Raw genomic sequence first — 22,002 nt, 5'->3', positions numbered from 1 at the left:
GATGTTTCGTCGAGTGTACCGGCCGGTAACTTAGCTGGGCAGTGCAATCGGACACGTCCGGGTGATTCCAGCGGTCAGCGCGCACCCTGCGTTCGCACGATCAGGTCCCGCACCGGCTCCGGCTCCGGGATCCCGCGCAGCTCCACCCGGCGCAGGGACAGCGACCGGTCCGGCGGCGGCCCCCACCGCGGCGGGGAGAAGAACGCTCCGACCCTGGCCACCGGGTCGGGCCAGCCGAACGAGAGCGTGCCGGTGCCCGCGCGGCCGCTTCGCAGCGCCGGAGCCGGCACCTGCGCCAGGTACTCCCACCGCGCCCGGCGCCACGGCCGCTCGTGGATCGCGAGCACCCGCAGCGTCGTGACGAAGTATTCGGTCGAGCGCGCCATCCGCTGCCGGACGAAGATCAGCGCGGCCGGTGGCAGCAAGGCGAACACGATCATCGGCAGGACGAAGAAGGCCATCGGGCTGTGCCGGCCCAGCGACACCGCGAAGAGCACGGACATCAGCGCGCCCCAGGCCGCCGCCAAGCCCAGCCAGAGCCACTCCTCGAAGTGCGGCGGAAACCGGCTCGGCCGTCCTGACCACAGCACCTCTTCGCCCGGGAACAACACCGTGTTCATCCGGCCGCCGTCGGCCGGGTCTGCGCTTGGGCGATCAGGTCGCGGACGCGTTCGGCGTCCGGCACCGCCTCGAGCCTCACGACGGCGGGTCCATTGCCCAAGACGCGGGTCAAAGCCGCCAGGAATCCCCCGCTCCCGCCCAAGGTGACGGCGCCGGCCCGCGCGACCGGCGGCGGCAACGTGCTCAGGTCCGCCGAACCCCAGGTCTTTCCGGAGACGCGGTCGGCCGCCACGACCCGCAGGTCGGTGACGACGTACAGCACGCGGCGCAGGAGCCACTGCCGCGCGACGACGGGCCACGCGCCCGCGAGCCCGGGCAGCGCCCAGATCAGTGGGACGAAACCGGGCCGTCCGTAGCCGAGGTACACGAACCCGAAGGCCGTCCAGACCACGCCGAAGACGATGCGGGACCAGTCCGTTCCGTTGAGCCTGAAGCGCCGCGGCCGGTCCGACCACAGCAGCCGCTCACCCGGCAGCAGAACGTTCGGCGGCACGTCCATCCTGGCCTCCCCTGTTGCTGCCCGACTAACGCGCGGGAACTTCGAGGGGTTGCCCCGATCCGGGTCAGCCGGGCGGATCGTCCGGCTTGGCGATGGCCCGGGCGAGCAGCGCCCGGACCTCGTGCGGCTCGGTGATGCCCGCCAGCACCACCGGGAGCGGCCCGGACTTGTTCTGGTGCGCGCCGTACCGGGCGGCGGCCACCAGGCGCGGCTCGACCGGGCCGAACGTGATGGTCCCGGTGCCGCCGTGCTCCGGCAGCACGACCGGCGCCCGCAGGCCGGCGAGCCGCAGGGTGGTCGTCCGCCGCCACACCAGGCCCGCGTCGACGACCACCCGCTGGTCGGTCACGACGTAGGTCAGGCGCTTGAGCTGCAGGAACCGCACACCGGCGTGGACGAGCAGCAAGCCACTGCCCGCCGCCATGGCCTGGAGGGCCGGTTGCCGGTCCGAGGCGGACGCGTACCCCACGAACCCGACGAGGACGGCCACCACGAGCATGGCCGCGAAGTAGTCGTAACGGTGGAAGAGCCGCCGGGGCACCGGCTTGCCGGTCCACAGCACGCGTTCCTGCATGCCTGTCGCACGCTCGAGCGGGCGCCGGGGTTGTCCTCAGGCGGCCGGAGTGTCCGTTTCCGGGGGAGCCTGGCGGGCCCTGGCCTCGGTGATGGCCTTGGTGAGCAGGTCGCGCACCCGCTTGGGCTCGCCGACACCCATCAGCGTCACCGTCCCCGGCCCGAACGTGATCGTGCCGGTGCGCGACGACGATCCCGGCTTGAGGACCGGTTCCGAGACGGCAGCCAGCTCGCTCGAGCGTTCCTTCTGCCGGAACAGCCCCGAGCGCGCGATGACGCGGCTGTCGGTCACGGCGTACGTCGTGCGCCCGAGCGCGAGGTAGCGGACGGCCGAGCGGCCGATCGCGCCGTAGAGGCCGATCACGAGCACGACGAGCGTAAGGGTCATCGCCAGGCCGCTGGGCTCCTTCGTGAGCAGGAACCAGAGGGCGACGGCGGCGAGGACGAGTCCGGCAGGGGCGATCACCCCGTCCGCGGCGACGTACAACGGGCGCTGGACCGGCTCTCCCGCCCAGAGCACGCGCTCACCGGGTAGAAGATCGATTTCCCCTGCTGACATGGCCGAACACTACTCTGCCGAGGTGTCCTCCGCCGAGTGCCGCGCGCGCTGCACGTGCTCGAACACCCTCTGTGCGTGGTCGATCGAGGTGAGCTTGAGGTCGCGCTCGGCGCGCCGGTCGAGGTGGATCACCCGGCGCAGGCGCCGGTCTTCGGCGTCGGTGAAGGTCAGCGTGCCGGTGCCGTCGGCGTGCTTCTCCAGCGTGGGCTCGGGCAGGTCGCGCATCGGGTAGACGCGCTCGTCGAACTTGCCGTCCTCGTCGGTGTGGACGACGATCCGCCGGTCGGTCACGAAGTACTCGACCAGCTCGGCGGTTTCCTCGTCCCGGCGGGTGGCGTAGATGCCCAGCAGGCCGAGGGCGATCGAGACGACGGCGCCCGTGACATCCCCGTCCACCACGAACCATCCGGTCACGCTGAGCCAGAGCAGGAACAGCGCGACGAGCAGCTTCCGGTTCTTGACCTCGGCGGGCACCGGCCGCGGCGAACACTGCCACAGCAGGTTTTCGCCGTCTTGCAGTGTCAGTTCCCCCCGGTACACGCCCACAAGCTAGGCGGCGGCCGATGTGACGGAAATCCGCGAGACCGAACCGATACCGGTCGGTTAGCGTGGGCAGCCGTGACGTGGAGTTCGTACGGCAGTTACCTGGTCATCGTCATCCTGATCGTGCTCGCGCCGGGGCCCGACACGATGGTGATGCTGAAGAACGCGCTTTCCGGCGGTTTCCGCGGCGGCCTGCTCGCCTCGCTCGGCATCTTCACCGGCAACGCCGTGCAGGGCAGCGCCGCGGCGCTCGGGCTGGGTGTCCTCATCGCGAAGTCGCAGCCGGTCTTCCTCGCGCTCAAGTGGATCGGCGCGGCGTACCTCGTCTTCCTCGGCATCCAGGCGTTGCGCGGCGCGTTCCGCGGGAACTACGACGTCGTCGAGCAGGCCCAGCGGCGGCGCGGCGGCGGGTTCCGGCGGTTCCGCGAAGGGCTGCTCTCCAACATCACCAACCCGAAGGTGCTGGTGCTGTACCTCTCGGTGCTGCCGCAGTTCCTCACCCCCGCCTCGACGTTCGGCGACTCGCTCCTGCTGGCGTACACGGTCGCGGCGCTGGGCATGCTGTGGCTGCTGGTGCTCCTGGTGTTCGTGCACCGCGTCCGCACCTGGCTGGGCCGGCGGCGCGTGCGCCGTACGCTGGACGGCGTCACCGGCACCGCGCTGCTCGGGTTCGGCGCCGCCCTCGCCCTGGAGTCCTGATGACGTGGAGCACCTACGCGGCCTTCGCCGGGATGATGGCGTTCCTGGCGATGATGCCGGGCCCGGACACGATGATCGTCCTGAAGAACGCCCTGACCGGCGGCGCCCGCGGCGGCGGCTGGGCGTGCGCCGGCATCAGCGTCGCGAACTTCCTGCAGGGCACGGCGGCCGCGCTCGGCCTGGGCGCGGTGATCACGCGCTACCAGCCGGTGTTCGAAACGGTGAAGTGGCTGGGCGCGGCGTACCTGGTGTTCTTGGGCGTCCAGGCTCTGCGCGGCGCTTGGCGCGGTGACTACGAAGCACTCGACGACGTCCGCCGCGCCCGGGCTTCCCGGAGCCGGCGCTTCCGCGAGGGGTTTCTGTCCAACATCACCAACCCCAAGGTGATCGTGCTGTACCTGTCGGTGCTGCCGCAGTTCCTCACCCCGGCGTCGACCTTCGGTGATTCGCTGCTGCTGGCGTACACGGTCGCGGCGCTGGGCGTGGTGTGGCAGGTGCTGCTGTTGTTGTTCGTGCACCGGGTACGCGGCTGGCTCCAGCGCCGCCGGGTCCGCCGTGCGATGGACGGCGCGACGGGCATGGCACTGATGGGATTCGGCGCGGCCCTGGCCCTCGAAGGCTGACCGCGCCGCGTCGTGCGGCGATGCCACATTCCGGGATTCGGCCGGCTCGACGTAGTCCCGCCCTAACCTGGGCTGATGACCTGGGGAAGTTACGGCACTTACGTGCTCTTCGTTCTGCTCGTCCTGGTCGTGCCGGGGCCGGACACCGCACTGGTGCTCAAGAACTCGCTCGCCGGCGGGCGGCGGGGCGGGGTGCTGACCGCGGTCGGCATCGGGTCCGGGAACCTCGTCCAAGGCGCGGCCGCGGCGCTCGGCCTCAGCGCCGTCATCGTGCGGTCCGAGCCCGTTTTCGAAACCCTGCGCTGGGCCGGCGCCGCGTACCTCGGTTATCTCGGCGTCAAAGCCCTGATCGCCGCGTGGCGCGGCGACTACAGCGCGCTGTCACGGCCGAAGCCGAGTGGTGGCCGGCGCTGGCGGGAAGGTTTTCTCTGCAACCTCACCAACCCGAAGGTCCTCGTCTTCTACCTCTCGATGCTGCCGCAGTTCCTGACGCCGGAGTCCACGGTCGCCGAGTCGCTGCTGCTCGCCGCCACGGTCGGGGTGCTCGCGACGCTCTGGCAGCTCGTCATCGTCGCCGGCGTGCACCGGATCCGGGCGTGGCTGCTGCGGCGCCGGGTCCGCCGCACCCTCGACGGCGTCACCGGCACCGCGCTGCTCGGCTTCGGGGCCGCGCTCGCGATCGAAAGCTAGAGCGTCTTGTCCAGCCAGTCGTAGACCCGGCCCGCCGCGAGGCGCTGGGCGCCGACGTGACAGTGGGCGTCCGCGCCCTCTTCCGCCGTGAACGTCATCAGCGTCTTCGGCGCGTTCAGGTGCGCGTACAGCCGGCGCGGCTCGGTCTCCTGCTCACCGCCGAAGAACAGGTCGTCCGCCGCCTCGCAGACCAGCGTCGGGGCCGTGATCTTCTCCGCGATCCCGTCTTCCAATGTGTACTCGAGGTATTTCGCGATGAACTCGCGGTCCGTCGCCGCGCCCAGGACGTAACGGCCGTGGTCGCACGCCCAGCGCAGGGTCGAGCTCGCTTCGCGGCCGGCCGCGAGGATCGCGTCGAACTCTTCGTCCTCCGGCGCGGAAGCCCGGCGGACGATCTCCTCGCGCGGCCACGGCAGCATCTGCGTCACCGCGGATCCCGCGTCGTACACCCCGTCGACGGCGACGACCGCCGCCAGCCGGGATTCGAACGCCGCCGCGCGCGGGGCCAGCTCACCGCCGAGGCTGATGCCCAGCAGCGCGATCCGCGCCGGGTCGACGTCCTCGAGCCCGAGCACGAAGTCCACCACTGGGGTCACGACGTGTTCCCAGTCCGGCCGGAACACGAGCTTGTCGTGCCGGATCGCGCTCGGCTGGCCGGGGCCGTCGAACGTCAGCACGTGGTAACCGCGCTCCGCGCCCGCCCCCGCGCCCATGAAGTGGCATTCCTCCGCGCTGCCGTCGAAACCGCTGTGCATCAGCAGCATCGGCTTCGGCCCGGAGCCCGGCGCGCGGTAGAAGTACCCGCGCAGAACCGTGCCCTCGTAAGGGATTTCGACCGGCTCGGCGACCTCCGCGCGCCGGAAGCACTCGACACTGCGGTCGTACGCCGCCGCGATCCGCGGGTCCGACGGGTCGCCGTGCAGGAAGAACTCCGCCGAGAAGTAGTAGGTCGACGCGCGCAGCATCAGATCGCGCGCGGTGACCGGGCCGGCGTCGGCGGCTTCCGCGTACAGCCGGTCGGCGAGCCCGCGGTAGGCGTCGTGCCAGCTGTCGTAGTCGCCGGGCGTCACGGTCGACGCCGCGGCGAGCACCTCGCCGAAGTCCGAGCCGCCGTAGGCCGCGTGGCCGAACAGGCGCAGGGTTTCGAACCAGAACTGCGGGTCCTCTCCGAACATGAGCTGCTTCATCGGACCTCTTCCTCCACAAAGGTTTCGAACGGGCGGGCGGGCCGGCCGGTGACCTCTTCGACGGCCGGGGTGACGCGGTCTTCGGCGCCGTGCCGGATGTCCTCGTCGAGCGCGGCGAGAACGGTGGCGAACTCTCCGGGGATCCCGGACGCCGCGACCAGGGCGGCGAACTCGGCGGTGTTCACGGCGCGGTGACGCACCGGACGTCCGGTGCGCGCGGTGATGACCGCGGCCGCTTCGGCGTAGCTCACCGCCGCAGGACCGGTCAGCACGTGTTCGGTGTTGTGCGGTTCGGCGTCGGTCAGCGCGCGGACGGCGACCGCCGCGATGTCGCCGGCGTCGACGAACGCGATCCGGGCGTCGCCGGTGGCGGTGACGATCTCGCCGTCCCGCACGCCTCGCGCGACGAGGTGCTCGCCGGTGAAGTTCTGCATGAACCACGACGGCCGCAGCACGGCCCACTCCGGCGCCGCGCGCACCAGCCGCTGCAGGTCGCCGAGCCCGGGTGTGTCCACCGTGACGGCCGACGAGCTGAGCAGCACGACCCGTCGGACGCCCGCCGCCAGAGCGTCGTCCAGGAACGGCGTCACCAGCTTCGCCGGCGAAGCCTCGCCGATCGGCGGCAGCAGGTACACCGCGGAGACGTCGCGCAGCGCGCCGGCGTGGGTCGTGCGGTCGGTCCAGTCGAACCGGACCTGCCCGGGCTCGCCCGGCTTGCGCGTCGCGGCGCGCGCCGTGACGCCGGCATCACGCAGGCCTGCGACGACCCGGCGGCCGGTGGTGCCGGTGCCGCCGAGGACGAGGACGTCAGCCACTGAAGGCCGCCGTCAGCTCGTCGACGCCACCGAGCAGCTCGGCCGCGGCGAGCGGGCTCCAGTAGTCGCGGTAGTGGCGGATCTCGCCGTCCGCGACGGTGATCACCGCGATGTACGACAGCTCGTACGGCTTCTGCGACGCGACGACCACGCCCGCGACCGTCATCTCCACGACGACCACGGCCGGGTCCGCGGTCTCGTGCACGGTCTGCGCAGTGAGCTCCCGGACGTCGAGCAGGTCCGGGTAGTCGCGCAGGTACTCGCGGATCGCGTCGCGCCCCTCGACGCGCTGCGGGTAGCCCGGCGCGGCGAACGGGAACTCGAGCACACCGTCGGCGGCCCAGAGGTTCGCGAACCCGGTCATGTTGTGCTCGAGGAGCAGGTCGAGGGCCTGCCGAACGAGGTCTCGCGGCTGCATCGCAGTCTCCTTCGACGTTTGGACGAGACGGTACCGTCCCGACGTCACTGTAGACGGGACGGTACCGTTCCGTCCACCCGCTACACTGCGCTCATGGCACGCACCCCGACCGGCGCCGCGGTCCTCCAGCCCGAGGTCACGCAGGCGATCACCGACGCCGTCATGTGGGAACTCGCCGAGCAGGGCTACGGGCGGCTGTCGATGGAAGCCGTGGCGAAACGCGCCGGCGTCGGCAAGAGCGCGCTGTACCGGCGGTGGGTGTCGAAGGACCACATGATCGCCTCCGTCGTGACGGAGTTCAGCGTGACGCGCGCGCCGGAGGCCGACACGGGTTCGCTGCGCGGAGACCTGCGCGAAACGATGCAGGCGCTGATCGACTGGCTCACGCACCCGCTGTTCTCGCGGATCCTGCCGGACCTGGTCGCGGAGGACGCCCGCAACCCGGACCGCGGCGCCGGCCTGCGCGAGGCGATCGGCGGCCCTCGCCGCGAGGTCGGCGAAGCGATGCTGCGCCGCGCGATCGCCCGCGGCGAGCTGCCGGCGGACCTGGACATGGAGCTGGCGCTCGACGCCCTCGCGGCGCCGATCTACTGGCGCCTGGTGGTCCGCCTGGCCCCGGCGGAGCCGGACTACCTCGACCGGCTGGTGACCTACGCCCTGCGCGCGCTGGGCGCGCGGGACGCCTGACTACTTGCGGTCGGGTTCGCCGCTGACGCGCTTGATGTTCGCGCCCAGGCGGTTGAGGTTCTCGACGAAGTGCGGGTAGCCGCGGTCGATGTGGAAGACGTCCCAGACCTCGGTGACGCCGTCCGCGCAAAGGCCGGCCAGGACCAGCCCCGCGCCCGCGCGGATGTCGGACGCCCAGACCGGCGCGCTGGAGAGCCGCTCGACCCCGCGGACCACCGCGTGGTGGCCGTCGGTGCGGGCGTCGCCGGAGAGGCGGATCATCTCCTCGATGAAGCGGAACCGCGCCTCGTAGACGTTCTCCGTGATCATCGACGTGCCCTCGGACACCGCCGACAGCGCCACCGCGAACGGCTGGAGGTCGGTCGCGAAGCCGGGGTACGGCAGCGTCACCCAGTCGACGGCCTTCGGGCGCTCCGGCTGGACCACGCGGAAGCCCTTGTCGCCGAACGTCTCGACGTCCGCGCCGGCGAGCTGCAGCTTGTTCAGCACCAGGTCGAGGTGGTGCGGGTTGACCCCGCGCACGGTGATGTCGCCGCGGCTCATCGAGGCGGCGAACGCCCAGGTCGCGCCGACGATCCGGTCGCCGATGACGCTGTGGGTGGTCGGGTGCAGCTGCTCCACGCCGTGCACGGTCAGCGTCGAGGTGCCGGCGCCCTCGACCTTCGCGCCCATCTCGACGAGCATCGTGCAGATGTCGACGATCTCGGGCTCGCGCGCGCAGTTGTCGATGACCGTGGTGCCCTCGGCGAGCACGGCCGCCATCAGGATGTTCTCGGTCGCGCCGACGCTCGGGAAGTCGAGCCAGATCTGCGCGCCGACCAGTGTCTCGGCCTTCGCGACGACGCAGCCGTGCTCGATCGTGCTCGTCGCGCCCAGCTTGCGCAGGCCGTTCTGGTGCATGTCCAGCGGCCGCGAGCCGATCGCGTCGCCGCCCGGCAGCGCCACGACCGCCTGCTTCAGCCGCCCGACCAGCGGCCCCAGCACGCAGACGGACGCGCGCAGCTTGCCCATCGCGGCCGAGTCCGCGCGGTGCGACAGCTCCGCCGGCGTCGTGATGGTGGCGGTGTCGCCCTCGATGACGACCTCGCAGCCGACGCTCCGCAGCACGTCGCCCATCAACGGGACGTCGAGGATCTGCGGGCAGTTCGTGATGGTCGTGGTGCCCTCCGCGAGGAGGGCGGCGGCCATCAGCTTCAGCACGCTGTTCTTCGCGCCGACCACGTCGACCTCGCCGACCAGCCGGGCTCCGCCATGCACGTCGAAGTGCTCGCTCATGGCCGCCAATCATGCCCTCTCGCCCGGATTCGGCCCGGGCGGGGGCCGCTATGGTGGGTTCATGGTCGTTCGCATCAACCGGGTCTACACGAAGGTCGGCGACAGCGGCACGACCGCGCTCGGCGACGGGTCCCGCGTGCCGAAGACGTCCCCGCGCCTGGGCGCGTACGCCGATACCGACGAAGCGAACTCGGTCATCGGCCTGGCCGTCGCGCTGGGCGCGCTGCCGGACGAGCTCAAGGATGTCCTGCGCACGGTGCAGAACGATCTTTTCGACGTCGGCGCGGACCTGTGCCTCCCGATCTCCGACGACCCGCCGTACCCGCCGCTGCGCATCACGGAGAAGTACGTCGAACGGCTCGAGGGCTGGTGCGACGAGTTCAACGACCGCCTGCCGAAGCTGACGTCGTTCATCCTGCCCGGGGGCACGCCGGGCGCGGCGTTCCTGCACCAGGCGCGCACGGTGTCGCGCCGGGCGGAGCGGAGCGCGTGGGCGCTGTACGAGGCCGAGCCGGAGACGACGAACCCGGTCGCGGTGAAGTACCTGAACCGGCTCTCGGACCTGCTGTTCATCCTCGCGCGGCTGGCGAACCCCGAGGGTGACGTGCTGTGGGCGCCGGGCGGGCAGCCCTAGATCCCCCAGCTCTCCCGCAGCGCCCCCAGCGCCTGGTGGAAGCCGGGGAAGGTCTTCTTCACGCACTCCGGGTCGTCCAGGGTGATGCCGGACGTCCGCAGGCCGGTGATGCTGAACGCCATCGCGATCCGGTGGTCGCGGCGGCACTTCACCAGGGCGCCGGTGGGCGTGCCCGGCTGGATCTCGATCCAGTCGCGGCCGGTCTCGACCTGGATGCCCAGCGCGCGCAGGTTCTCCTCGCACGCGTCCAGGCGGTCGCACTCCTTGATGCGCGTGTTGTAGACGTCCTCGATGCGCACCGGCCCGGACGCGAACGGCGCGATCGCGGCCAGAGTCGGGACCGTGTCGGAGATGTCGCGCATGTTCACCGTGACACCGCGCAGGCCGTCGGACGGGCCTGCCACGGTGACCGAATCGGGCGCCAGCTCGACGTGCGCGCCCATCTGCCGCAGGACGTCGACGAAGCGAACGTCGCCCTGCAGCGCGGACGAACCCAGCCCCGGGATGGTCACCGTGCGGCCGGTGACGGCCGCCGCGGCCAGGAAGTAGCTGGCCGTCGACGCGTCGGGCTCCACCGGGTACTCGCACGCCTGGTACGGCGCAGGAGGCACGACGAACGTCTTGCCCTCACGCCGGACCTCGACCCCGAAGCGGCGCATCATCTCCAGCGTGATCTCGACGTACGGCACCGACACCAGGTCCGTCACCGTGATCCGCAGCCCCTCCGCGGTCAGCGGCCCGAGCAGCAGCAACGCCGTCAGGAACTGCGACGACAGGCCCGCGTCGAGGGTCAGCGAACCGCCTTTGACGCCGTTCGCGCGCACGGTCAGCGGGTGGTGCCCGGGCTCGCCCTCGAAGGTCAGGTCGACGCCCAGCTCCTGCAGCGCGTCGGTCAGCGGGCCGAGCGGGCGGCGGCGCATCTGGTCGGACGCGTCGAAGTGGAACGTCCCGGTGCCGGCCGCGGCCAGCGCGGGCAGGAACCGGGCCGTCGTGGCGCCGTCGCGGCAGTAGACGTCGGCGGAAGCGACTCCGGGGCCGGAGGGACGGCCTTCGATGGTCCACGCGCCCGGCTGCCGGTCGACGCGGTAACCGAGCTTGACGAGCCCCTCGGCAAAGCCCTCGGTGTCGTCCGAATGCAGCGGACGGCCGAGGGTCGTGGTGCCGTGCGCGGCGGCGGCCAGGAACAGGCCGCGGGCGGTGACGGACTTGGAGCCGGGGATCTCGACGAGAGTCACGGACCCAGTTTAGTGGGGCTGGATCTCCGCCATCGGGCCCCAGTCGGAGGCGTCCTGGACGTTGATGATCTGCGGGTGGTCGCTGATGTAGGCGCCCAGGTTCGCGACCGCCCACTTGAAGTGGTCGGAGCCGACGTGCGCGACGGCGGCGTCCTGGCCTTCGAAGCCCTCGACCAGCACGTACGTGTTCTTGTCCTCGAGGCTGCGCGACCACTCGAAGAACCGGTTGCCCGCCTCGCCGCGGGTGTTCTTGGTGTAGTCCGCGACGATGTCCGGCCAGGCTTCCGCGTGCTCCGGTTTGACCGGGAACTTGACCACGATGAAGATCATGGCCTCAACCGTAGGCCAAAACCGCGGCCGTGGCTGTCTCGGTTTGAGACAGCGCAGTGAGACAGCGGGTCAGGAAGCGCGCGGGAGACGTCGCCCCGGTGGGGCGGATTCGAGCCACGAGAGGAAGCCGGTCAGCGCGCCCGGGCCCATGGCGATCTCGATCGCCTCCTGGGTCTCGGACTCGCAGCGCAGCACGGTCGCCCCCTCGGGGACGGCGTAGGCCTCACTGCCGGAGGGGTCGCGCCGGTCGGCGATCTGCATGCTTTCGCGCTGGAAGACGCGGTCCGGGCCGGTCCGCAGGCTCCACACGCGGTACCAGACGAACTCGTCACCCTCGTAGCGGCCCAGCCCCAGGTGCCAGCCCGCGCGCGCGTTGTCCGGACGCCACCGCAGCGCGACGCTCACGCCCCCGCCGCGGCGCATCCGGATCCAGCGCTGGCCGTACCACGCGACCAGCACGACGAGCACGACCAGGAGCCCGGTTACCACCACGGTGATCGTCACGGCCCGGCTCCTGCCCGTCTCCCGCTCAGGCCGACTGACCTGCCGCGCGGAGCTGGGCGGTGGCCCTCGTCCGCTCGGTCTCGTCATCGGCGTTCAGGGCCGCCTTCGCCGCGCTGACGTCGATCTCGTCCGACAGCTCGGCACTCTCGGCGAGGATGCTCACCCCGGTGCCGGTCACGGAGAGGAAACCGCCGTGCACCGCGGCGCAGACCGTCTCACCGTCCGTGGTCGTCACCTTGACCACACCACCCTCGACGAGCTGCCCGAGCACGGGTTCGTGGCCGGCCATGATGCCGATCTCACCCTCGGTGGTCTGGGCCACCACAAAAGTGGCGGTACCCGACCAGAGACGGCGCTCGACAGCCACCAGCTCCACGGACATCTCGGCCACGTAGCACTCCTTCGCTCGGGGTGTTACCACCGAGTGTAATAGGTCTGTCTCCTGCTATGACGACGGCGGGGGCGCGAGTCCACAATGGACACTGCCCCCGCCGCCGTCAGGAACTCACTTCTTGGTGATTTCCTTGTACTTCTTCTCGAGGTCCTCGAGGCCACCGATACCCAGGAACGCCTGCTCCGGGTAGTGGTCGAAGTCACCCTTGGAGATGCGGTCGAACGACTCGATGGTCTCCGACAGCGGCACCGTCGAGCCCGGGATCTGCGTGAACGCCTCCGCGACCAGCATGTTCTGCGAGAGGAAGCGCTCGATCCGGCGGGCACGCTGGACGGTGAGCTTGTCCTCTTCCGAGAGCTCGTCCATACCGAGGATCGCGATGATGTCCTGCAGCTCCTTGTACTTCTGCAGGATCCGGATGACCTCGGAGGCCACGCGGTAGTGGTCCTCACCGACGATCGCCGGGTCGAGGATCGTCGACGTCGACGCCAGCGGGTCCACCGCCGGGAAGATGCCCTTCTGGAAGACACCACGCGAAAGCTCGGTGGTGGCGTCCAGGTGGGCGAACGTCGCGGCCGGCGCGGGGTCGGTGTAGTCGTCCGCGGGGACGTAGATCGCCTGCATCGAGGTGATCGACCGGCCCCGGGTCGAGGTGATCCGCTCCTGCAGCTGGCCCATCTCGTCGGCCAGCGTCGGCTGGTAACCCACGGCCGAAGGCATACGGCCCAGCAGGGTCGACACCTCGGAACCGGCCTGGGTGAACCGGAAGATGTTGTCGATGAACAGCAGCACGTCCTGGTTCTGCACATCGCGGAAGTACTCCGCCATGGTCAGCGCGGACAGGGCGACGCGCATACGCGTGCCCGGCGGCTCGTCCATCTGGCCGAACACGAGGGCGGTGTCGTTGATGACGCCGTCTTCGCTCATCTCCAGGAAGAGGTCGTTGCCCTCACGGGTGCGCTCGCCGACCCCGGCGAACACCGAGGTGCCACCGAAGTTCCGGGCGACACGGGTGATCATCTCCTTGATGAGCACCGTCTTGCCCACGCCGGCACCGCCGAAGAGGCCGATCTTGCCACCCTGGACGTACGGGGTGAGCAGGTCGACGACCTTCAGGCCGGTCTCCAGCATCTCCGTCTTGCCCTCGAGCTGGTCGAAGGACGGCGGGTTGCGGTGGATGCCCCAGCGCTCGAGGTCGTCGCCGTAGCCGGGCTCGTCGAGGCACTCGCCGAGGGCGTTGTAGACGTGGCCCTTGACCTTGTCGCCCACCGGGACCGTGATCGGGCCGCCGGTGTCGGTGACCTCGGCGCCCCGGACCAGGCCGTCCTGCGGCTGGAGCGAGATCGTGCGGACGAGGTTGTCACCCAGGTGGGAGGCGACCTCGAGCGTCACGGTCTTGCGCAGCTGCTCGAACTCGATCTCGACCTTGAGCGCGTTGAACTGTTCGGGAACGGAACCGCGCGGGAACTCGACGTCGACGACCGGCCCGGTCACCGAGACGATGCGCCCCTTGGCGCGCGGGGCTTCAGTACTGGTCATCAATCATCACTTCCTGCTGCGGTGAGCGCGTTCGCGCCACCGACGATTTCGGAGATCTCCTGGGTGATCTGCGCCTGGCGGGCCTGGTTCATCTCCCGCGTCAGGTTGCCCACCAGCTCGTTCGCGTTGTCCGAGGCGGCCTTCATCGCCGTGCGGCGCGCGGCCAGCTCGGACGCGGCCGACTCGAGGAAGGCCGCGTACAGACGCGTGTTGATGTACTTCGGCAGGAGCGCGTCCAGCAGCTTGTCGGCACTCGGCTCGAACTCGTAGCTGGGGAGCAGCCCGGCGGGCTTCTCCTCTTCGCCTTCGGAGTACTCGACCTCGAGCGGCGCGACGCGCTTGGCCGTCGGCCGCTGGGTCAGCATCGACACGAACTCGGTGTAGACGATGTGGATCTCGTCGACACCCGTGATGCCGTCGGCGTTGCCGTGCTCGTCGTCGACGCCCCGCATGAACGACTCGACCAGGGCGTCGCCGGCCGCGACCGCGTTCGCGTAGCCCGGCTGGTCGGAGAAGCCCGTCCAGCCGTCCACGACCTCGCGGCCCCGGAACCGGTAGTAGTTCAGCCCCTTGTTGCCGGTGACGTAGACCTCGGGCTCCTTGCCCTCCGAACGGAGGAGGGCGAGCAGCTCTTCGGTCGCGCGCAGCACGTTGGAGTTGTACCCACCGCACTGGCCCTTGTCACTGGTCACGACCAGGACGGCGGCCCGCTTCGGGTTCGGGCGCTCGACCAGCATGGGGTGGTCGAGCGTGGTGGCCGCGCCGGCCAGCGCCGAGAGCACCTTGGTGATCTCGTCCGCGTACGGCCGGGAAGCGGCGACCCGCGCCCGCGCCTTGGTGATGCGCGCGGTGGCGATGAGCTCCATCGCCTTGGTGATCTTGCCGATCGACTTGGTCGCCTTGATGCGCGACCGGAGTTCCCGGAGTTGTGCGGCCATGAGCTACCAGCTCACTTCTTCGGGGCGGGCTTGTTGACCTTGACGGTCTCCTGCCCGACCTTGTCGGATTCCATGGCGTCCGCGTTCTCCTCGAGCTGCTTGCCCTCGGAGGTGGTGAACTCCTTCTTGAACTCGTTCACCGCGGCGACCAGCTTGTCGGCGGTCTCGTCCTCGAACTTGCCCGAGTCGCGGATCGCGCCGAGGACGTCGTCGTGCTTGCGGCGCGCCGAGTCGAGGAACTCGTGGTTGAAGCGGCGCACGTCCTCGGTCGGGACCGAGTCGTAGTGGCCGTTCGTGCCCAGCCACACCGTGCAGACCTGCTCCTCGACCGGGATCGGCGAGTACTGCGGCTGCTTGAGCACCTCGTACAGGCGGGCACCACGCTCGAGCTGCGCCTTCGACGCGTCGTCGAGGTCCGAGGCGAAGGCGGCGAACGCCTCCAGCTCGCGGTACTGCGACAGGTCGATGCGGAGCGAGCCGGAAACCGACTTCATCGCCTTGACCTGCGCGGCGCCACCCACGCGGGAGACCGAGATACCCACGTCGATGGCCGGGCGCTGACCGGCGTTGAACAGGTCCGACTGGAAGAAGCACTGGCCGTCGGTGATCGAGATGACGTTCGTCGGGATGTAGGCCGACACGTCGTTGGCCTTCGTCTCGATGATCGGCAGCCCGGTCAGCGAGCCGGCGCCCAGCTCGTCCGAGAGCTTCGCGCACCGCTCGAGGAGACGGGAGTGCAAGTAGAAGACGTCGCCGGGGAAGGCCTCGCGGCCCGGCGGGCGGCGCAGCAGCAGCGAGATCGCGCGGTACGCGTCGGCCTGCTTGGTCAGGTCGTCGAACACGATGAGGACGTGCTTGCCCTCGAACATCCAGTGCTGGCCGATGGCCGAGCCCGTGTACGGCGCGATCCACTTGAAGCCGGCGGAGTCGGACGCGGGGGCCGCGACGATGGTGGTGTACTCCATCGCGCCGGAGTCCTCGAGGGACTTCTTCACGGCCGCGATCGTGGAGCCTTTCTGGCCGATCGCGACGTAGATGCAGCGGACCTGCTTCTGCGGGTCGCCGGTCTCCCAGTTGGCCTTCTGGTTGATGATCGTGTCCACGGCGACGGCGGTCTTGCCCGTCTTGCGGTCACCGATGATCAGCTGGCGCTGGCCGCGGCCGATCGGGGTCATCGCGTCGATCGCGGTGATGCCGGTCTGCAGCGGCTCCGACACCGGCTGGCGCTCGACCACCGAAGCGGCCTTGACCTCCAGCGGGCGGCGGTCGGTGGTCTCGATGTCGCCGAGGCCGTCGATCGGGGCGCCCAGCGGGTTGACGACGCGGCCGAGGTAGCCGTCGCCGACCGGCACCGACAGGACCTGGCCGGTGCGCTTGACCTGCTGGCCTTCTTCGACGCTTTCGAAGTCGCCGAGGATCGCGGCGCCGATGGAGCGCGCGTCCAGGTTCAGTGCGACGCCCAGGACGCCGCCGGGGAACTCGAGCAGCTCGTTGGCCATGGCCGAGGGCAGGCCCTCGACGTGGGCGATGCCGTCACCGGCGTCCACCACGATGCCAACTTCTTCCCGGCTCACGTCCGGGGCGTAACTCGAGACGTAGTTCTCGATCGCGCTACGGATCTCATCCGAGGAGATCGTCAGCTCGGCCATGTCTTTCCCGCTCTCGCTTCGTTCTTGCCAGTATGCAAAGTCTTGGGTGACCTGGAGCTATGCCCGGGCCAGCCGCCTGCGCAGGGCCGCCAGCTGACCCGCCGCGCTCCCGTCGATGACCTCGTCGCCGACGCGGACGACGAGCCCGCCGCCGAGCCGCGGGTCGACCTCGACGTGCAGCGCGATCTGCCGCCCGTAGATGTCGTTGAGCTTCGCGCCCAGCTGGGCGGTCTGCTCGTCGGACAGAGCGTTCGCGCTGGTCACGTACGCGACCGAGCGTTCACGGCGTTCCGCGGCCAGCTTGACCAGCTTGTCGAGCCCGACGCCGACGCCGCGGCCCTTGGCCCGGCGCACGACCTGCTCGACGAGGGTCTCGGTGACGACGTCCACCTTGTCGGCGAACAGCCCGCGCACCAGGGTGCGCTTGGCGTCGGCGGGGCCGGCCAGGTCGGAGAGCGCCGTCTCCAGCTCCGGGGCGCCGGCCACGATCCGCGCGACCTGGAACAGCTGGGCCTCGACGGTGTCGACGTTCCCGGTCTTCTCGGCCGCGGTCAGCAGCGCCGAGCGACCGAGCGACTCGAGCCCGTCGGTCAGCTCGCGGGGGCTGGACCAGCGGCTGCCGGCCACCGTGTCGAGCACCTTCAGCGCCGGTTCGGACAGCTTGCCGTCGAACAGCCGGCGCACCAGCCCGGTGCGCGCCTCCGGCGTCGTCGAAGCGTCGCTCACGGCCCGGCGCAGGCCGATCTCACGGTCCAGCAGGTCGACGACCGAGAGCAGCTCGTCGCCGACCGTGGCCGCGTCGGCTCCCGCGTCGGCCAGAACCTCGCCGAGGCGTTCCTCGGCGAGGCCGAGCGCTTCACGGCTCGCAGCATGCAGCGTCATTACGGTCTACTTCCCCGCCCCACCAGCGGCACCGGCGGTGTCCAGCTCCGCGAGGAACCGGTCGACGGTGCCACGACGGCGCGCCTCGTCTTCGAGCGACTCGCCGACGATGCGGCTGGCCAGCTCCACGGCGTTGCGGCCCATGTCGGCCCGCAGCTCGGCGATGATCTGCGCCTTCTGGGCCTGCAGCGCGGCCTCGCCCTGGGCGATGATCCGCTGGGACTCGGCCTCGGCCTCGGCCCGCAGCTCCGCCTTGATCTGCTCGGCTTCGAGCCGGGCGTCGTCGCGGATCTTCGCGGCCTCGGACCGGGCGTCGTTGAGCTGCGCCCGGTACTTGGCCAGCGCCTCTTCGGCCTCGGCCTGAGCCTTCTCGGCCTTCTCGATGCCTCCCTCGATCTTCTGCGCACGCTCTTCGTACGCCTTCTCGAAACGAGGGACGACGTACTTCTTGAGAATGAACAGCAGGATCAGGAAGGCGACGATGCCGAGAATGAGCTCGGAAATGTCCGGCACGATCGGCAACGGCGTTTCCGATGCCAGAACCAGTTCGTTCGTCACGACAACGTCTCCTTAAGCGGCGAGCTGGACGGGCTCAGGCGGAGGCGATGAAGTAGATGACGATACCGATCAGGGCGAGCACCTCGGTCAGCACGAAGGTCGCGTAACCGATGCCCTGGAGCTTGCTCTGCGCCTCCGGCTGACGCGCTGTGCCGTTGATGACGGCGGCGAAGATCAGACCCACACCGATGCCCGGGCCGATGGCGCCGAGGCCGTAGCCGATGGCGGCGAGACCCTTGTTCAGGTTGACGGCCTCGGCGGCCTGCTGGGCCAGAACGATGTTGCTCACGTGCATTTCCCTTCACTTCGGTCCACGCGCTCGCGTGGATCGGGGGCTTGTGTTCTCAGTGCTCCGACGCCAGCGCGGCGCCGATGTACCCGGCCGACAGCAGGGCGAAGATGTAGGCCTGCAGCACCTGGATGAAGGCCTCGAGGAAGGTCAGCCCGATGGCGAAGATCCACGCCACCAGCGAAACCGGCTTCAGGGCCCAGCCGGACGTCTCCGTCAGCAGGAAGGTGCCGCCCAGGGTGAACACGGCGAGGATCAGGTGACCGGCGAACATCGCCGCGAAAACACGGATGGCGAGCGTCAGCGGGTTGAGGAAGAACTTCTCCGCGAACTCGATCAGTGCGAACAGCGGAAGCACCATCGGCGGAACTCCGGGCGGCGCGAGCTCCTTCTTGAGGTACCCGCCCAGGCCGTGCTTCTTGATCCCGACGAAGTGGTACACGGGGTAGACCACGAGGACCGACAGCGCGACCGGGAAACCGAAGCGCGCCATGGTCGGGAACTGCAGCACGGGGATGACGCCGTAGAGGTTGTTCACCAGGATGAAGGTGAACAGCGCGAAGATGACAGGGACGAACCGCTTGAAGTCCTTGCTGCCGATCTGTTCGCGCGCGATGTTGTTGCGGCTGAAGTCGTAGATGGACTCGGCGACGAACTGCCCCTTGCCCGGCACGACCTGCAGCTTGCGGGTCGCCAGCAGGAAGTACGTCGCGATGATCACGACCGAAAGCACGACCAGCAGCATCGGCTTGGTGACCGAGCCGAAGATCGGCGGCAAGATGAAGCTTTCGGCTCCGGGCGGTGCGAACACCGCTCCCTCGGCCAGTACCAGCGCGCCCACTGGGCTCCTTCCGGTTCTCCCGGCCGGCGTTCACTCCGCCGGGGGAATCGTCACGATCTGGACTTAACGTACCCGATACGTATCGGGACGCCGGAGGCGGCTGCCCCACTGTGCGATGAACACGGCTTCACGTTCTGCACACGGGGTTGTCTCGCGTGAACACTGCCCTGCGGTCTACTTCGGACCAGCGGCGGAAGAGGCGGAACTACACGGTCGCCACACTGCTGATCGCGGTTCGTCTTAGGGAGCGTGCGGCCGAGGCCGCCACCCTTGACGCGGACCATACCAGCAGGTCAATCAGTGCCGTACAGGCGTACTCCATACCAACCGATCAGCCCAGGACTTAGGTCCCGGGTGGTCCCGGGACCCAGGTCCGGACCCGGGCGGGACCCCGTCTCCAACGCCGCAGGCGAGCCCTTCGAAGGGGTCCCGGAGGGGCGCGCGAAAGCGCACGGGAGTGGTCCCGGTCACACTCGGGCGGCGGCAGGCCGCCTCACCCTGCGTGAGGGAGCCCGGCGGTGTTCAGGAGGGGATGATCGTCGGGAGCTTGGTCTTGCGGAAGGCCGCGAACTCGGCCGCGGCGGCCACCAGGATGGCGACGATCATGGTGATCCCGAGCGACATCGGGTGCAGCGCCGTGACGCCCTTCAGCAGGGTCAGCGCCCCGAAGAGCACGATGACCTTCACGACGTACCCGCCGAGCGCGATGACCATGACGAACATCGGGTCGAGACCCGCGCTGAAGCGCATCATGCCCAGCGTCGAGAGCGACGCGAGCATCGCCAGCACGGCGCCGACCAGCGAGCCGAGGAAGCCGTGCAGGCCGTTGAGGATGCTGAAGAGGATGATGCAGACCACCACCGCGGGCACGGTCGCCACCAGCGAAGCCTTCGTCATCGCGCGGGCCGCCTCCACCACGGGCTTGGCGTGGGGGTTCTCCTGCGTTTCGGTCTCGCTCACGACTGGCTCCCTGCTCGGTTCGACACCCGAGTGTAGAGAACCCGGCGGATCAGGCGCCGGGCTGGTGGCGCGAGCGCAGCCGCGGGATGACCGAAACCACCACCGCGAACACCAGCCCGGCGCCGATGATCCACAGCGCCGCGGCGTCGTCGAAGAGCGTCACCGACACCGCGCCGAACGCCAGGATCCCGGCCCACAAATAGATCAGGAGCACCGCGCGGCGCTGGGAGTGGCCGATCTCCAGCAGCCGGTGGTGCAGGTGCATCTTGTCCGCCGCGAACGGGCTTTCGCCGCGGCGGGTGCGCCGGACGACCGCCATGATCAGGTCCAGCAGCGGCACGAACAGCACCGCCGCCACGACCACCAGCGGGGACAGCAGCGCGATCGCGTCCTTGCCGCTGAACTGCGGGTAGGGCACGCGCCCGGAGGCCGACGTCGTCGCGCCGGCCAGCATCAGGCCGATCATCATCGAGCCGGAGTCGCCCATGAATATCTTGGCCGGCTGGAAGTTGTAGGGCAGGAAACCCAGACAGGCCCCGGCGAGCGTGGCCGCGATCAGCGCGGGCGGGTACGTGCCGACGTCGCCGCCGGAGCTGTCGAGCAGCCCGAGCGAGAACGCGCACGTCGCCGCGGCCGCGATGAACCCGAGGCCGCCGGCCAGCCCGTCGAGGCCGTCGACGAAGTTCATCGCGTTGACCATCACCACGACCATCAGCACGGTGAGCAGCGCGCCCTGGTTCTTGTCCAGCACCAGCACCGAGCCGAACGAGTCGCCCTGCCCGCCCCACGGCACCCAGAACGACACCCACTGCACGCCGAAGATGACCAGGATCCCGGCGCACATGACCTGGCCGGCGAGCTTCGTCCACGCGTCGAGCTCGAACCGGTCGTCGAGCGCGCCGATCAGCGAGATGACCCCGGCCGCGAGCAGCACGCCGACCGAGTCGAACGAGGCGTCGAAGCCGTGGGACAGCGCGGGCAGCTGGTGGGCCAGGCCCATCGCGCCGGCGACGCCGAGGAAGATGCCGATCCCGCCCATCCGCGGGATGGGGGCGACGTGGACGTCGCGCGCCCGCGGGTTGGCGATCGCGCCGACGCGGATCGCGAGCCGGCGCACGAGACCGGTGAGCAGGTAGGTCACGGCCGTCGCGGTCAGCGCGACGAGGATGTATTCCCGGATGGGGAGCAGACCGGATGTGGGCGGCACGGGGGCGTCACGCTCGCGGGGTCGGGGTCACCCGCGACACGCTATCGTGCCGCGGTTCCCGGCCTGATCCGGCTTCACGCCAACGTTTCCGCGGGCACACCGAGCACCTCCGCCACGGCTGCCTTGGCCACGGCGCCCTCGCGCAGCACCACCGGTTCGGCGCCGGTGAGGTCCACAATGGTCGATGCGACGGCCTCGCCGCTGGAGCCGCCGTCGAGGTACACCGCGACCGAGTCGCCCAGCTGTTCCTGCGCCTCCTGCGCGGTGCTCGCCGGCGGCCGGCCGGAGACGTTCGCGCTCGAAACGGCCATCGGGCCGACGTCGCGCAGGAGCTCCAGCGCCACCGGGTGCAGCGGCATCCGCAGCATCACGGTGCCGCGCGCGTCGCCGAGGTTCCACTGCAGGCTCGGCGCGTGCGGGAGCACGATGGACAGATCGCCCGGCCAGAACGCTTCGATGAGCGCGCGCGCCTGCGGGGGCACGCCGAGCACCAGTCCGTCCACAGTGGACCAGGAGCCGACGAGCACGCCGACCGGCATGTCCGGGCCGCGGTTCTTCGCGCGCAGCAGCGCCTGGACGGCGCCCGCGTCGAACGCGTCGGCGCCGATGCCGTAGACCGTGTCGGTCGGCAGGACGACCAGCCTGCTCGACCGGACCGCACCCGCCGCCGCGGCCAGCCCGTCGGCCCGGGAGTCACGCTTGCTGCAGTCGTAGACCACGCTCATGGCGGTCAGCCTAGCCTCGTGGGGGGGTGGGGGGGGGGGGGGAGTTGTCACCCCCCCCCGCCGACGCTAGGCGACGAAGGAAAAGACACACACGCCCCCCCCCATACTCCTCCCACCGTCCTTCCCCC

At 70.2% G+C, this 22,002-nt stretch carries 28 protein-coding genes; 5 read left to right on the top strand and 23 right to left on the bottom strand.

Annotated features, from left to right (window positions below; translation table 11 throughout):
• Window positions 1–74: 74 nt before the first annotated feature.
• From ACZ63J_RS27340 to ACZ63J_RS27320, 5 genes are all read right to left on the bottom strand, one after another.
• On the bottom strand, window positions 75–620 hold the full coding sequence (locus tag ACZ63J_RS27340) for a hypothetical protein (RefSeq protein ID WP_465406310.1): 546 nt from the start codon (window positions 618–620) through the stop codon (window positions 75–77).
• Window positions 617–1,120, bottom strand: coding sequence for a hypothetical protein (locus ACZ63J_RS27335; RefSeq protein WP_465406312.1), 504 nt, complete (start codon window positions 1,118–1,120; stop codon window positions 617–619). Before ACZ63J_RS27335 ends, ACZ63J_RS27340 begins: the two co-directional genes overlap by 4 nt.
• Window positions 1,121–1,184: 64 nt before the next feature.
• Window positions 1,185–1,694: a hypothetical protein gene (locus ACZ63J_RS27330; RefSeq protein WP_465406314.1), complete on the bottom strand. Its 510-nt coding sequence runs from the start codon at window positions 1,692–1,694 to the stop codon at window positions 1,185–1,187.
• A 36-nt stretch (window positions 1,695–1,730) separates the two neighbouring features.
• Window positions 1,731–2,252, bottom strand: a complete 522-nt coding sequence (locus ACZ63J_RS27325) for a PH domain-containing protein (protein WP_465406316.1) — start codon at window positions 2,250–2,252, stop codon at window positions 1,731–1,733.
• 9 nt (window positions 2,253–2,261) lie between these two features.
• Window positions 2,262–2,792, bottom strand: coding sequence for a hypothetical protein (locus ACZ63J_RS27320; RefSeq protein ID WP_465406317.1), 531 nt, complete (start codon window positions 2,790–2,792; stop codon window positions 2,262–2,264).
• Between the two features lie 78 nt (window positions 2,793–2,870).
• Between ACZ63J_RS27320 and ACZ63J_RS27315 the strand changes: the two genes are divergently transcribed.
• The 3 genes from ACZ63J_RS27315 to ACZ63J_RS27305 all read left to right on the top strand — a co-directional run bounded on the left by ACZ63J_RS27315 (window position 2,871) and on the right by ACZ63J_RS27305 (window position 4,807).
• Window positions 2,871–3,494 (top strand): LysE family translocator, encoded by a 624-nt coding sequence (locus tag ACZ63J_RS27315; protein ID WP_465312674.1) that lies wholly within the window; start codon window positions 2,871–2,873, stop codon window positions 3,492–3,494.
• Window positions 3,494–4,117: a LysE family translocator gene (locus ACZ63J_RS27310; protein WP_465406319.1), complete on the top strand. Its 624-nt coding sequence runs from the start codon at window positions 3,494–3,496 to the stop codon at window positions 4,115–4,117. Before ACZ63J_RS27315 ends, ACZ63J_RS27310 begins: the two co-directional genes overlap by 1 nt.
• 75 nt (window positions 4,118–4,192) lie before the next feature.
• A complete protein-coding gene (locus ACZ63J_RS27305; protein WP_465406320.1) occupies window positions 4,193–4,807 on the top strand; it encodes a LysE family translocator in 615 nt (204 codons plus the stop codon).
• On the opposite strand, the gene ACZ63J_RS27300 is transcribed toward ACZ63J_RS27305, so the two are convergent.
• Genes ACZ63J_RS27300 through ACZ63J_RS27290 form a run of 3 tightly spaced genes read right to left on the bottom strand, consistent with a single transcriptional unit; the run spans window position 4,804 to window position 7,227 of the window.
• Window positions 4,804–5,994, bottom strand: a complete 1,191-nt coding sequence (locus ACZ63J_RS27300) for an alpha/beta hydrolase family protein (protein ID WP_465406322.1) — start codon at window positions 5,992–5,994, stop codon at window positions 4,804–4,806. The genes ACZ63J_RS27305 and ACZ63J_RS27300 overlap by 4 nt on opposite strands.
• On the bottom strand, window positions 5,991–6,809 hold the full coding sequence (locus ACZ63J_RS27295) for a Rossmann-fold NAD(P)-binding domain-containing protein (protein WP_465406324.1): 819 nt from the start codon (window positions 6,807–6,809) through the stop codon (window positions 5,991–5,993). Before ACZ63J_RS27295 ends, ACZ63J_RS27300 begins: the two co-directional genes overlap by 4 nt.
• On the bottom strand, window positions 6,802–7,227 hold the full coding sequence (locus ACZ63J_RS27290) for a nuclear transport factor 2 family protein (protein WP_465406326.1): 426 nt from the start codon (window positions 7,225–7,227) through the stop codon (window positions 6,802–6,804). The genes ACZ63J_RS27295 and ACZ63J_RS27290 overlap by 8 nt, the downstream gene beginning before the upstream one ends.
• A gap of 93 nt (window positions 7,228–7,320) precedes the next feature.
• Between ACZ63J_RS27290 and ACZ63J_RS27285 the strand changes: the two genes are divergently transcribed.
• A complete protein-coding gene (locus ACZ63J_RS27285) occupies window positions 7,321–7,914 on the top strand; it encodes a TetR/AcrR family transcriptional regulator (protein WP_465406328.1) in 594 nt (197 codons plus the stop codon).
• Here the strand turns inward: ACZ63J_RS27285 and murA are convergent, their stop codons facing one another.
• A complete protein-coding gene (gene murA, locus ACZ63J_RS27280) occupies window positions 7,915–9,189 on the bottom strand; it encodes a UDP-N-acetylglucosamine 1-carboxyvinyltransferase (RefSeq protein WP_465336375.1) in 1,275 nt (424 codons plus the stop codon). It abuts the gene before it with no gap.
• Window positions 9,190–9,250: 61 nt separating this feature from the next.
• Here murA and ACZ63J_RS27275 point away from each other — a divergent pair, with 61 nt between their 5' ends.
• Window positions 9,251–9,823, top strand: a complete 573-nt coding sequence (locus ACZ63J_RS27275) for a cob(I)yrinic acid a,c-diamide adenosyltransferase (RefSeq protein ID WP_465406330.1) — start codon at window positions 9,251–9,253, stop codon at window positions 9,821–9,823.
• Here ACZ63J_RS27275 and aroA read toward each other — a convergent pair.
• The 14 genes from aroA to ACZ63J_RS27205 all read right to left on the bottom strand — a co-directional run bounded on the left by aroA (window position 9,820) and on the right by ACZ63J_RS27205 (window position 21,874).
• On the bottom strand, window positions 9,820–11,058 hold the full coding sequence (aroA, locus tag ACZ63J_RS27270; protein ID WP_465406332.1) for a 3-phosphoshikimate 1-carboxyvinyltransferase: 1,239 nt from the start codon (window positions 11,056–11,058) through the stop codon (window positions 9,820–9,822). The genes ACZ63J_RS27275 and aroA overlap by 4 nt on opposite strands.
• A gap of 9 nt (window positions 11,059–11,067) precedes the next feature.
• Entirely contained in the window at window positions 11,068–11,388 is a 321-nt protein-coding gene (locus ACZ63J_RS27265) for a putative quinol monooxygenase (RefSeq protein WP_465406334.1), read from the bottom strand.
• A 69-nt stretch (window positions 11,389–11,457) separates the two neighbouring features.
• Entirely contained in the window at window positions 11,458–11,892 is a 435-nt protein-coding gene (locus ACZ63J_RS27260; RefSeq protein ID WP_465406336.1) for a DUF2550 domain-containing protein, read from the bottom strand.
• A gap of 25 nt (window positions 11,893–11,917) precedes the next feature.
• Entirely contained in the window at window positions 11,918–12,283 is a 366-nt protein-coding gene (locus ACZ63J_RS27255) for a F0F1 ATP synthase subunit epsilon (protein ID WP_465312687.1), read from the bottom strand.
• 114 nt (window positions 12,284–12,397) lie between these two features.
• Window positions 12,398–13,825, bottom strand: a complete 1,428-nt coding sequence (gene atpD, locus ACZ63J_RS27250) for a F0F1 ATP synthase subunit beta (protein ID WP_155541275.1) — start codon at window positions 13,823–13,825, stop codon at window positions 12,398–12,400.
• A complete protein-coding gene (locus tag ACZ63J_RS27245) occupies window positions 13,825–14,763 on the bottom strand; it encodes a F0F1 ATP synthase subunit gamma (protein WP_465312688.1) in 939 nt (312 codons plus the stop codon). The genes atpD and ACZ63J_RS27245 overlap by 1 nt, the downstream gene beginning before the upstream one ends.
• A gap of 11 nt (window positions 14,764–14,774) precedes the next feature.
• Window positions 14,775–16,412, bottom strand: a complete 1,638-nt coding sequence (atpA, locus tag ACZ63J_RS27240; RefSeq protein WP_465406338.1) for a F0F1 ATP synthase subunit alpha — start codon at window positions 16,410–16,412, stop codon at window positions 14,775–14,777.
• 57 nt (window positions 16,413–16,469) lie between these two features.
• Entirely contained in the window at window positions 16,470–17,294 is an 825-nt protein-coding gene (locus ACZ63J_RS27235; RefSeq protein WP_465406340.1) for a F0F1 ATP synthase subunit delta, read from the bottom strand.
• 6 nt (window positions 17,295–17,300) lie between these two features.
• On the bottom strand, window positions 17,301–17,852 hold the full coding sequence (locus ACZ63J_RS27230) for a F0F1 ATP synthase subunit B (protein ID WP_465406342.1): 552 nt from the start codon (window positions 17,850–17,852) through the stop codon (window positions 17,301–17,303).
• Between the two features lie 34 nt (window positions 17,853–17,886).
• Window positions 17,887–18,141 carry an ATP synthase subunit c family protein gene (locus ACZ63J_RS27225; protein ID WP_465312692.1) on the bottom strand — a complete coding sequence of 85 codons (255 nt, stop codon included), beginning with the start codon at window positions 18,139–18,141 and terminating at the stop codon, window positions 17,887–17,889.
• A gap of 55 nt (window positions 18,142–18,196) precedes the next feature.
• On the bottom strand, window positions 18,197–18,982 hold the full coding sequence (gene atpB / locus ACZ63J_RS27220) for a F0F1 ATP synthase subunit A (protein ID WP_465312693.1): 786 nt from the start codon (window positions 18,980–18,982) through the stop codon (window positions 18,197–18,199).
• A 522-nt stretch (window positions 18,983–19,504) separates the two neighbouring features.
• The gene (locus ACZ63J_RS27215) at window positions 19,505–19,942 is read right to left on the bottom strand and encodes a hypothetical protein (RefSeq protein WP_465406344.1); all 438 of its coding nucleotides are present in this window, start codon (window positions 19,940–19,942) and stop codon (window positions 19,505–19,507) included.
• 49 nt (window positions 19,943–19,991) lie between these two features.
• Window positions 19,992–21,149, bottom strand: coding sequence for a glycosyltransferase family 4 protein (locus tag ACZ63J_RS27210; RefSeq protein WP_465312695.1), 1,158 nt, complete (start codon window positions 21,147–21,149; stop codon window positions 19,992–19,994).
• Between the two features lie 74 nt (window positions 21,150–21,223).
• Complete coding sequence (locus ACZ63J_RS27205; RefSeq protein ID WP_465312696.1) at window positions 21,224–21,874, bottom strand: L-threonylcarbamoyladenylate synthase; 651 nt, start codon at window positions 21,872–21,874, stop codon at window positions 21,224–21,226.
• Window positions 21,875–22,002 lie beyond the last annotated feature (128 nt).

Source organism: Amycolatopsis sp. NPDC104863, from assembly GCF_055582965.1.
Note: the sequence above shows the minus strand (reverse complement) of the source record. Positions and strands in the feature narration are given on the sequence as shown.

What these genes read in the sequence shown, in the direction of transcription:
- ACZ63J_RS27340 (WP_465406310.1), bottom strand. Translation starts at nt 620, where the DNA reads ATGAACACGGTGTTGTTCCCGGGCGAAGAGGTGCTGTGGTCAGGACGG.
- ACZ63J_RS27335 (WP_465406312.1), bottom strand. Translation starts at nt 1,120, where the DNA reads ATGGACGTGCCGCCGAACGTTCTGCTGCCGGGTGAGCGGCTGCTGTGG.
- ACZ63J_RS27330 (WP_465406314.1), bottom strand. Translation starts at nt 1,694, where the DNA reads ATGCAGGAACGCGTGCTGTGGACCGGCAAGCCGGTGCCCCGGCGGCTC.
- ACZ63J_RS27325 (WP_465406316.1), bottom strand. Translation starts at nt 2,252, where the DNA reads ATGTCAGCAGGGGAAATCGATCTTCTACCCGGTGAGCGCGTGCTCTGG.
- ACZ63J_RS27310 (WP_465406319.1), top strand. Translation starts at nt 3,494, where the DNA reads ATGACGTGGAGCACCTACGCGGCCTTCGCCGGGATGATGGCGTTCCTG.
- ACZ63J_RS27305 (WP_465406320.1), top strand. Translation starts at nt 4,193, where the DNA reads ATGACCTGGGGAAGTTACGGCACTTACGTGCTCTTCGTTCTGCTCGTC.
- ACZ63J_RS27300 (WP_465406322.1), bottom strand. Translation starts at nt 5,994, where the DNA reads ATGAAGCAGCTCATGTTCGGAGAGGACCCGCAGTTCTGGTTCGAAACC.
- ACZ63J_RS27290 (WP_465406326.1), bottom strand. Translation starts at nt 7,227, where the DNA reads ATGCAGCCGCGAGACCTCGTTCGGCAGGCCCTCGACCTGCTCCTCGAG.
- ACZ63J_RS27285 (WP_465406328.1), top strand. Translation starts at nt 7,321, where the DNA reads ATGGCACGCACCCCGACCGGCGCCGCGGTCCTCCAGCCCGAGGTCACG.
- murA (WP_465336375.1), bottom strand. Translation starts at nt 9,189, where the DNA reads ATGAGCGAGCACTTCGACGTGCATGGCGGAGCCCGGCTGGTCGGCGAG.
- ACZ63J_RS27275 (WP_465406330.1), top strand. Translation starts at nt 9,251, where the DNA reads ATGGTCGTTCGCATCAACCGGGTCTACACGAAGGTCGGCGACAGCGGC.
- ACZ63J_RS27265 (WP_465406334.1), bottom strand. Translation starts at nt 11,388, where the DNA reads ATGATCTTCATCGTGGTCAAGTTCCCGGTCAAACCGGAGCACGCGGAA.
- atpD (WP_155541275.1), bottom strand. Translation starts at nt 13,825, where the DNA reads ATGACCAGTACTGAAGCCCCGCGCGCCAAGGGGCGCATCGTCTCGGTG.
- ACZ63J_RS27245 (WP_465312688.1), bottom strand. Translation starts at nt 14,763, where the DNA reads ATGGCCGCACAACTCCGGGAACTCCGGTCGCGCATCAAGGCGACCAAG.
- atpA (WP_465406338.1), bottom strand. Translation starts at nt 16,412, where the DNA reads ATGGCCGAGCTGACGATCTCCTCGGATGAGATCCGTAGCGCGATCGAG.
- ACZ63J_RS27235 (WP_465406340.1), bottom strand. Translation starts at nt 17,294, where the DNA reads ATGACGCTGCATGCTGCGAGCCGTGAAGCGCTCGGCCTCGCCGAGGAA.
- ACZ63J_RS27205 (WP_465312696.1), bottom strand. Translation starts at nt 21,874, where the DNA reads ATGAGCGTGGTCTACGACTGCAGCAAGCGTGACTCCCGGGCCGACGGG.